Annotated in this window: 10 protein-coding genes; 6 read left to right on the top strand and 4 right to left on the bottom strand. The window is 49.4% G+C overall.

Annotation, left to right across the window (positions count from 1 at the left end; translation table 11 throughout):
• Positions 1 to 148: 148 nt before the first annotated feature.
• Complete coding sequence (locus tag VIM87_RS23945) at positions 149 to 1,477, bottom strand: D-alanyl-D-alanine carboxypeptidase/D-alanyl-D-alanine-endopeptidase (protein WP_331999455.1); 1,329 nt, start codon at positions 1,475 to 1,477, stop codon at positions 149 to 151.
• Between the two features lie 192 nt (positions 1,478 to 1,669).
• Between VIM87_RS23945 and VIM87_RS23940 the strand changes: the two genes are divergently transcribed.
• Positions 1,670 to 1,924 (top strand): type II toxin-antitoxin system prevent-host-death family antitoxin, encoded by a 255-nt coding sequence (locus VIM87_RS23940; protein ID WP_331999454.1) that lies wholly within the window; start codon positions 1,670 to 1,672, stop codon positions 1,922 to 1,924.
• Positions 1,917 to 2,180, top strand: a complete 264-nt coding sequence (locus VIM87_RS23935; RefSeq protein WP_331999453.1) for a Txe/YoeB family addiction module toxin — start codon at positions 1,917 to 1,919, stop codon at positions 2,178 to 2,180. Before VIM87_RS23940 ends, VIM87_RS23935 begins: the two co-directional genes overlap by 8 nt.
• 221 nt (positions 2,181 to 2,401) lie before the next feature.
• On the opposite strand, the gene VIM87_RS23930 is transcribed toward VIM87_RS23935, so the two are convergent.
• A complete protein-coding gene (locus tag VIM87_RS23930; RefSeq protein ID WP_331999452.1) occupies positions 2,402 to 3,745 on the bottom strand; it encodes a Gfo/Idh/MocA family oxidoreductase in 1,344 nt (447 codons plus the stop codon).
• 61 nt (positions 3,746 to 3,806) lie between these two features.
• Positions 3,807 to 4,778: a formylglycine-generating enzyme family protein gene (locus VIM87_RS23925; protein ID WP_331999451.1), complete on the bottom strand. Its 972-nt coding sequence runs from the start codon at positions 4,776 to 4,778 to the stop codon at positions 3,807 to 3,809.
• A gap of 141 nt (positions 4,779 to 4,919) precedes the next feature.
• Between VIM87_RS23925 and VIM87_RS23920 the strand changes: the two genes are divergently transcribed.
• The gene (locus tag VIM87_RS23920) at positions 4,920 to 5,849 is read left to right on the top strand and encodes a hydroxypyruvate isomerase family protein (RefSeq protein ID WP_331999450.1); all 930 of its coding nucleotides are present in this window, start codon (positions 4,920 to 4,922) and stop codon (positions 5,847 to 5,849) included.
• A gap of 146 nt (positions 5,850 to 5,995) precedes the next feature.
• Here the strand turns inward: VIM87_RS23920 and VIM87_RS23915 are convergent, their stop codons facing one another.
• Positions 5,996 to 6,436 (bottom strand): lipocalin-like domain-containing protein, encoded by a 441-nt coding sequence (locus VIM87_RS23915; RefSeq protein ID WP_331999449.1) that lies wholly within the window; start codon positions 6,434 to 6,436, stop codon positions 5,996 to 5,998.
• A 123-nt stretch (positions 6,437 to 6,559) separates the two neighbouring features.
• Between VIM87_RS23915 and VIM87_RS23910 the strand changes: the two genes are divergently transcribed.
• From VIM87_RS23910 to VIM87_RS23900, 3 genes are all read left to right on the top strand, one after another.
• Complete coding sequence (locus VIM87_RS23910; RefSeq protein WP_331999448.1) at positions 6,560 to 6,913, top strand: phage holin family protein; 354 nt, start codon at positions 6,560 to 6,562, stop codon at positions 6,911 to 6,913.
• 211 nt (positions 6,914 to 7,124) lie between these two features.
• Positions 7,125 to 9,101: an alpha-ketoacid dehydrogenase subunit alpha/beta gene (locus VIM87_RS23905; RefSeq protein ID WP_331999447.1), complete on the top strand. Its 1,977-nt coding sequence runs from the start codon at positions 7,125 to 7,127 to the stop codon at positions 9,099 to 9,101.
• 67 nt (positions 9,102 to 9,168) lie between these two features.
• Positions 9,169 to 9,309, top strand: coding sequence for a hypothetical protein (locus VIM87_RS23900; protein ID WP_331999446.1), 141 nt, complete (start codon positions 9,169 to 9,171; stop codon positions 9,307 to 9,309).
• Positions 9,310 to 9,402: the final 93 nt, after the last annotated feature.

The following is a 9,402-nucleotide window of genomic DNA, read 5'->3' as shown; positions in this document are numbered from 1 at the left end:
CTGTAACGCTCAGCGCTTCTGTTAAGTTCCTCGGCGCCACCATCCCATTAGGTGTCATCGCTACCAACTATTATGCAGAAGGTATTGGCCTTATAGAACTAGATCAGGAAGATGATACTACCCGCCTGCTTAAATACAACATTAACCCTTAATTATTATTCCTTACTTCCGTTAAAAAGCGCTCAACTGCACGCCGCACAGCGGTGCTGGTGCCGTTATGGTTGTTTACCAGCACGCTGAATACCAGGGTTTTCCCTCTTTTTGTTACCAGGTATCCGCTTAAAGCTACACACCCGCTAAGGGTGCCGGTTTTTGCATGTACAAACTGCTCTTTATAATAATTCCGCAGCGTGCCTTTGCCCCCGGTTGGGAAAATGGCCCACAGCCTTTCTTCAGGGAATTGCTTGTGCATAATGGTCAATACGCTCACAAAATCCCGCGGGCTAAACAGGTTGTAGCGGGAAAGCCCTGAGCCATCTACCCACTCCGGCTTATCCGGTAAGCTTTGCAGGTATTGCTGCTTTACATAGTCAATTACTTTTTGTGTGCTGATGGTGTCCCATTGTGTGGCGCTGCTCATCATCAGCGTTTGTTCTGCAAAGAAGTTATCGCTACGGTGCATCATGGGAATAAAAAGGGAATCTACCGGGCGGCTGTACAGCGTAGTAAATGCTTTGGCATTCACCGCAGGCATTTGTTCCGCCACAGTTACGGGTTTGTGCAGGGTATCCTGCAGGCGCGCCGCCAGGTCCTGCAGGGTGCCGGTAATATAGGGCACTTCTGCCAGCAGCAGGGCGGTGTCCCGTTTTGCATATTGCAGGGAAAAAGTGTTGCTGCGTTCATCCCTTTCCGTTAGGGCTTCATCCAGCGTATCATTTACCCGCCAGGAAAAATGCCCGCCATAGGAAAAAGCCGGCGGCGTAATGCTAATAGTATCCCGGTGGTGCTTAATACGGGCCACATTGCCATACACCGGCCACTCATTCAGCTCCGGCTGGTAATAGTCCGAAAAGTCGCTCCAGCTCCAGCCCGGCCCAAAACGTTTATTGGTAATTACGGTTGGTACCAGCACAATACGTTTATCCGTGCGGGTAAGCAGGTCCATGGCTGGTTGTGAAATATAATCCGGGTGCAAAAAAGAAGGATCGCCCATGCCCTTTACATACAGCACGCTGTCGGTTTCCAGGTACTTGAGCGCCGGCAGGCTATCGCCCAGCATTTGCAGGCCGGTAAATAAGGTGAATATTTTGGTGTTGGAGGCAGGGGTAAAATATTTATTATCCTGGTACTGGTACCAGTACTGCTGTTTGGCCGGGTCGTAAATGCAAATACCTACATGCGCCTGGTTCAGCGGCTGGCTATTCAGTAATTCCTGCGCCCCTTTACGAAGGTTGCTGTGCTGCGCCCACAGGGGCTGCGCGCAAAAAAGAGTAAGGCATAGCAGGGCGGCGGATGTTAGCGGATGCTTGATGTTCATAACGGTAAAATAATAGTTAGCGGGGGTTAGCGCAAAAAAAAGATGATGGGAGGCGGGCTACGCCCGCCGATCATGGACAGGGAAATATTCTTACCACATTGTTATTTCGCGTATATTTGTGTACACATTTATGTACGCATTTGTGTTATTAGATGTATTACGAAATCCAAGTACACACTAAATCCGTTAGTTATGAACGTAATTAATTTCCGTGAGTTCAGAAACTCGCTAAAAAAATACCTGGATAGCGTTACAGAAAACCATGAAGTACTGATTGTACCACGTGCAAAAGATAAAAGCGTAGTAGTGATCTCCCTGGAAGAATATAATTCAATGAAAGAAACCGCTTATCTGAACCGCAGTGATGCAAACCGTACCCGTTTAACGGAAGCGCTGGAAAGGAGCAACAAAGGCAATTTTGAATCACATAATCTCGTAGATGAATAATCTGATTCTTAGCTGGGATATTAATGCCTGGGAAGATTACCAATACTGGCAGGCTACAGATAAAAAAATAGTAAAGAAGATCAACGAATTAGTAAAAGATGCGCTCCGTCAACCATTTGAGGGCCTGGGAAAACCTGAAAAGCTAAAAGAAAACCTGGCCGGATGCTGGTCCCGCAGAATTGACCAGGAACACCGTTTAGTATATATAGTAGTAGATAACCGGCTACATATTCTGCAATGCAGGTATCATTATTGAAAGTACCAGGAATAACCTCTTACCAATCCTCCTTTCTACTATAAATACTTCCAAACCAATCGTTACCATCTTTAAACAAATGGCCATCAACCGCGGGCGGTGGTCCGTCGCCAGTGGTCCTTGGACTATTTTCCCAAAAAACCAATGGTCCACCACCCTCACCCGTTCTATTTCAACCGCGATGAAAGCAATGGACCATGGACCATCGGCTATGGACTTAATTAACTAAAATACTTCGTTTGCCCTGGCTTGGCGTACGCGTAAAACCCGTCTGCATCCGGCATTACCGGCGGCTTGGCATCAAACGCATAGGTTTCCGGCTGCAGGTTTAAATTGGAATGCAGCGCCTTATCCCAGGGAATAATTTGCCCGGAGTAAGTGGCCAGGCGGCCCATAATGGCCGTTAAGGTGGTTTGCGCAGCGCGTTCTGCATCCCAGAATTTATACTCCCCTTTGGCAATGGCTGCAAACAGCTCATCATGCTCTGTTTGATAGGGGTTATTCTCCTGTTTTTTATCAAACTGGTACAATGTTTTGCCTTTGTAATCCTGTATCAGGCCTTTATCGCAGATAATGCGGCCCTTGGTGCCCACAATCTCTTCATCAACCCGGCTGGCACTGTCTTTCCAGTGGCGGCACTGGCTGTTCATTACAATGCCATCATCATAGCGGTATTCTACATAATGGTGGTCATAGATCTCACCGGTATCCTTGCCGGTACGCACGGCGCGGCCGCCCATACCCACCGCACTGGCGGGGGTAGCGCCTTTAAACCAGTTGCCTACGTCGATGTTGTGAATATGCTGCTCCACAATATGATCGCCGCACAGCCAGTTAAAGTAATACCAGTTGCGCATCTGGTACTCCATTTCTGTGTATTCCGGTTTGCGGGGGCGTATCCATAAAGCGCCCTGGTTCCACCACACCTGCATGGAGAGGATGTCGCCTATCATGCCGTCCTGCACGCGTTTGTACAGCTCCCGGTATGAGTTCTGGTACCGGCGTTGCAGGCCTACTACTACATTCAGCTTTTTTGCTTTTGCTTTTTCCGCAGCTGCCAGCACCCGCTGTATACCGGCAGGGTCGGTAGCCACTGGCTTTTCCATGAAAATATGTTTGCCCTGGTTCACCGCTTCTTCAAAATGTATAGGGCGGAAACCCGGCGGGGTGGCCAGTATTACCACATCGGCCAGGGGAATGGCTTTTTTGTAGGCATCAAACCCGGTGAACTTATTTGCCTCCGGCACTTTCAGGCGGTCTCCCTTTCCTTTCTCTTCCAGGGCTTCCTTAATATTATTATAGCTGTCGTTCAGGCGGTCGGGGAAAGCATCCGCCATGGCTATCAGCTCTACATTTTCTTTGGTGCTCAGCGCCTGGGTGGCAGCGCCGGTACCACGGCCGCCACAGCCTATCAGCACTATTTTAATAGTGTCTTTAGCGCCGGAAAAATAATTGGCGTGGGAGAGCATAGGCATAGCCAGCAGGCCGCCTGCCAGCAGGGTGGATTGTTTCATGAAATCCCGGCGGTTCTGTGCGTGGAATGTTTGTTTTTTTTCGTTTTCCATAAATCTTTGACGGTTTTTTAGTTGGGAGTAAGAAATAGGAAGTCAGAGGTGCTTCGTTTACTTATCTCGCTCCAATATATTTATCTAATACCTCTGCAAAAAATTGCGCTGCTTCTTCTTTGGTAGGCTGCTTAACGGGGCGCACTATACGAAAACCAATAAACGGCGCATCTGCATTCCACCATTTGCTTTTAGGGATCTGCGGGTCACGGCGGTTCCAGTCCGGGTCCGATTTCAGGCGTGCTGCGCTGCGTACATGCGCTGCATCATCCTGGTAGTTGCCGCCTTTGATAGTCCGCGGTGTTTTGGCTGTGGGTTTGGTCCAGGGGTCTGTAGCGGCGGCATGTTCCAGGTACTGCGGATCGTATTGGTCCAGCGTCCATTCTGCAACATTGCCCAGCATATCATACAGGCCAAAACCATTGGGCTGCAGCTCTCCTACTTTATGATATTTTCCTTCGCTGTTGTCTGCATACCAGGCAAATCTTTTCAGCTCTCCGGCATCATCCCCAAAAGGATAGGCTGTGGCAGCGCCGGCGCGGCAGGCATATTCCCATTCTGCTTCTGTAGGCAGGCGGTAAAACACACCGGTTTTTATATACAGCCAGCGGCAGTACATCAACGCGCCATACTGGCTCATACTGTTGGCGGGAAAGCCGCCGCTTTTACCCATGCCCAGGGTAAGATCAATGTAAGGCGGGCTGGGGCGCGTCATTCCATCAGGTATGGGCGTTTTATCTTTCTCTGCATCAGCATATACATCATATTCATCAAAGGTAACCTCACGGGCGCCCATCCAGAACGGGGCAATAGTTACTTTCTTTTGCGGGCCCTCATCTGCTGCACGGCCCTTTTCCGTAGCCGGGCTGCCCAATGTAACAGTGCCACCGGGTATGGGTACCATTTTAAAGGAAACATCTGTGCCGGGAAGCTTTTCTTCATACGTTTTAAAATTAGCATCGCCGGGCGTTTGCGCCAGTACAGGTTGTGCAAACAATGCTATCAGAGCCAGTGCGGTCAATTTTTTTTCCATGGAATTTTAGCGTGATTGGGTGAATTTATTAAATCCGTTAGTGGAATCCAATACTAATTTTTCAGCGGGTTAGTATTTCCATCCAAAACCTATTAAATTTAAGACCTCATAAAAGCATCACCCTTAACCCTTCTAAACGTTATGGAAAGAAGAACCTTCCTGCAACAAGGTACCCTGGCCGGTATATCGGCCCTGGCTTTTGGCGGCGCACAGGCAGCCGTTAAAACTGCTGATGGCACTACAGCGCCGGCAGCAGAAAAAACTTTTAACATGAACTATGCGCCGCATGATGGGATGTTCAAGAACAGCGCCGGCGACGATTTCCTGGACCAGATCCGGTTCATGCACGACCAGGGTTTCCGTTCCATTGAAGATAATGGCATGTTGAAAAGAGAGCCTGCCATGCAGGAAAAGATCGGTAAGCTGCTGGATAAGCTGGGTATGCAGATGGGCGTATTTGTAATTGACAGTGGCGATAACTGGAAAATATCCCTCACCACCGGTAAGCAGGAATTTGTGGATACCTTTTTAAAAACCTGCAAAGCCTCCCTGGATACCGCCAAACGCTGTAATGCCAAATGGGCTACCGTAGTACCCGGCTTTTTTGAACGCAGGCTGCCTATTGGCGTGCAAACCGGCAACGTGATAGATGCCCTGCGCCGCGGTGCAGAGATCCTGGAGCCACAGGGCCTGGTAATGGTGCTGGAACCGCTGAGCGATACGCCCGAGCTGTTCCTGCGCACCGCCGATCAAACCTACGAGATCTGCCGGGCGGTGAAAAGCCCCTCCTGCAAAATACTCTATGACATTTACCATATGCAGCGCAATACCGGCCACCTGATACCCATGATGGATATGTGCTGGGACGAAATTGCCTACATACAGATCGGTGATAACCCCGGCCGTAAAGAGCCCGGCACCGGTGAGATCAACTATAAGAACATTTTTAAGCACCTGCACGAAAAAGGCTACAAAGGCGTGCTGGGTATGGAGCACGGTAATTCCGGACAAGGCAAGGAAGGAGAGCTGGCCGTAATAAAAGCCTACCGCGATAGCGATAACTTTCTTTGATTTGAGATCTTAGATTTACGATTTTAGATTTAGGGAAATATTCCGCTCCAATCAAATCTAAAATCGTAAATCGTAAACCTAAAATAGAAAAGGATGGGCTTACGCTCCATCCTTTTTTCATTTTTACTATAGAAAACTTGGCAGTTTTACTTTTTTAAATAGAAGTACTCCTTACTGTAATTACCATTCCCAAAATCCGTATCGGTAGAGGAAAGTACCAGCTGCGTACTGTTTAAGGTTACAATGTTCACCTGCTGCGGCACGCTGCCATTGTTGCTTAGCTCCAGGGTTTTAGCATCCACCAGCGCATAAGTACCTGTAACCGTAGTATCATTCAGGTTGGACGAGAATTTCCCGTCCTGCTGAAAAGTAATATAAGTGTTAGCGGGATTTTCCACATCCAGGGTGTCTACAGAGATCAGCTGGTTTTGCTTGTTGAACAGGGAATCAACGCCTAGCTCAAAGCGCCAGGTACCTGCAATTACGGAGTTATCCGGTCCCTGTTTATCATCGTCTTTGCTACAGGCGGCAAATGCAAGGCTGATCACACCGGCCGTTGCCAGTAACCAGGTAAATGGTTTTCGCATACACATATGGTTTATTAAATACAAAAATAATATGTTTGCCTGGAAGTTCGCCTTTCAGGCTGTTACGTTTGCGTCATGTTTTTATAACGCTATTTTCTTATCTTTCTGTATAAATATCTGTTTATGAACTTTTTGATCCGCCTGCTGGTAAGTGCCCTGGCCGCCATGGTCACCGCTTACCTGCTGCCCGGGGTTAAGATAGATAACTTCTTAACGGCGCTCATACTGGCCTTTGTGCTGGCTATCCTGAACCTGCTGGTACGCCCCGTGCTGGTGATCCTTACCCTGCCGGCTACGGTAGTTACCCTGGGCCTGTTCCTGCTGGTTATTAATGCCGTTATTATTTTACTGGCCGCACGGCTGGTATCCGGCTTCCGGGTAGAAGGTTTCTGGTGGGCTTTGCTGTTCAGCATTGTTATGACCGTGATCAACAGCATTATGCACGGCCTGGCAGGCGGAGATAATGACCGCGATTAATTTTTAATTACGAATTGGGTAGTACGATTAGTAAGTAGCTCGTAATGAGTAACTGCTTCGATCACTATTTGTAATTTATAATTGTCAGTACGATAATTACCATTCGCTTTTCATCACAGTTCATAATTCATATTTATCAATGATTAAAGCAACCCGCAATCAACATTCGCTTCAATCACATTCGTAATTCGTAATTCAAACCAGCCCGGCTATGTACTTTAACAGGACATTGATCAGCGATGAGCAGTTGCTGGATTTTTACCACGCTATACTATACCCCCGGTTAGTAGAGGAGAAAATGCTGCTGCTGCTACGGCAGGGGAAGATCAGCAAATGGTTCTCCGGCATTGGCCAGGAAGCTATTGCCGTTGGCGCAACCCTGGCCCTGGCGCAGGATGAATGGATATTGCCGCTGCACCGCAACCTGGGCGTATTTACCACCCGCAACATGCCGCTGCACAAGCTCTTCCTGCAATGGCAGGGCAGCCGGCAGGGCTACAGCCAGGGGCGGGAACGCAGCTTTCACTTTGGCAGCCGGGAGCACCATATCTGCGGTATGATCTCCCACCTGGGACCACAGCTCTCTGTTGCTGATGGTATTGCCCTGGCCCATACCCTGGCCGGGCAGCAAAAAGTTACCCTGGTATTTACCGGCGAAGGCGGCACCAGCGAAGGCGAGTTTCATGAAGCGCTGAACGTAGCTGCCGTGTGGGACCTGCCGGTCATCTTCCTCATAGAAAACAACGGCTATGGTTTAAGCACTCCCGTAGCAGAACAATACCGCTGCGGGCAGCTGACAGACAAGGCCATTGGTTACGGCATGCACAGCATGCGTATCGATGGTAATAACCTGCTGGAAGTATATAACACGGTAGCAGAAGCCAAGGCCTATGCCCTGCGGGAGCAAAAGCCGGTGCTCATAGAGGCCCTTACCTTCCGCATGCGCGGTCATGAGGAAGCCAGCGGCACCAAATATGTGCCCCCCGCCCTGCTGGAAGAATGGGCACAGAAAGATCCTATCCATCACTATGAAGCTTTTCTCCGTTTTATAGGCCTGCTGGATGATGAGAAGATCAATGATATTCACCGGCAGCAAAAACAATATATTGATGCTGCGGTAAATGATGCCTTAACAGAAACCGACCTTGCAGCTGATACAGCACAGGAGCTGGCAGATATTTATGCCCCGGCGCCGGCCATTCAGCACACACACGCTGCTGTAACCCGCGAGCTACGTTTTATAGACGCGATTGCCGCCGGGTTAAAAACCGCCATGGAGCAGTTTCCCAACCTGGTGCTTATGGGGCAGGATATTGCTGAATATGGCGGCGCTTTTAAGATCACAGATGGCCTGCTGGCGCAGTTTGGCAAAGCCCGCGTGCGCAACACCCCCTTATGTGAAAGCGCTATCATTGGCGCTGGCCTGGGCCTTTCCATTATGGGCTATAAAAGCATGATAGAAATGCAGTTCGCTGATTTTGTGAGCTGTGGCTTTAACCAGATCGTAAATAACCTGGCCAAGATCCATTACCGCTGGGGCCAAAATGCCGATGTGGTCATCCGCCTGCCGGCCGGCGGCGGTGTGGGCGCAGGGCCCTTCCATTCCCAGAGTAATGAAGCCTGGTTTACCCATACGCCCGGGTTAAAGGTGGTATACCCCTCTTCCCCGGCAGATGCCTATGGCCTGCTGCAGGCCGCCCTGGCAGATCCTAACCCGGTATTGTATTTTGAACATAAAGCCCTGTACCGCAGTATTAGCGGCCCGGTGCCGGAAGGCTGGTTTCCCATAGAAATAGGCAAGGCCAGCCTGGTGCAGCATGGCACGGACATAAGCATCATCACCTACGGCAGCGGCGTACACTGGGCGCTGGATTATGCCCGGCAACACCCGGAGCTATCCCTCCACATTCTGGACCTGCGCACATTGCTGCCGCTGGACTATGACGCCATCAGCCAGGCGGTAGCCCAAACCGGTAAGGTGCTGATACTGCATGAGGATACGCTTACCGGCGGCCTGGGGGGAGAGATCAGCGCCTGGATAGCGGAGCACTGCTTCCAGCAGCTGGATGCGCCCATAATGCGCTGCGCCAGCCTGGATACGCCCGTACCTTTTGCGGTGGAGCTGGAAAAAAATTTTCTGGCAAAATCCCGGCTGGATCAATGTATTCAACAGCTGGCCGCATATTAAACGGCGGCGGCTATGGGATTTTTAACGGGAATGCCCTAACTTGCAGGCACATTTAAATGCTTTAATCATGTTACAGACATTCTTAACAGTACAAACCTCTGAGTTTTATAGAACCTTTGATAAAGTGGGTGGTGCTTTGATCTATGTTGTTATTGCCCTGTTTGCGCTGATGCTGCTGTATGCTACCGTAAAGTATGTAAAGCGCTAATTAGATTATTAAGATTAACTTATTATATAGGAGCAGCTCAGATATCTGAGCTGCTTTTTTATTTTTCCCTTTTATTAAACATCTGTTCCGGAG

Origin of the sequence: Chitinophaga sp., assembly GCF_036569125.1 — a bacterium.
GTDB lineage: Bacteria > Bacteroidota > Bacteroidia > Chitinophagales > Chitinophagaceae > Chitinophaga.
The sequence above is the reverse complement of the archived record's forward strand: the minus strand, read 5'-3'. Positions and strand labels throughout refer to the sequence as shown.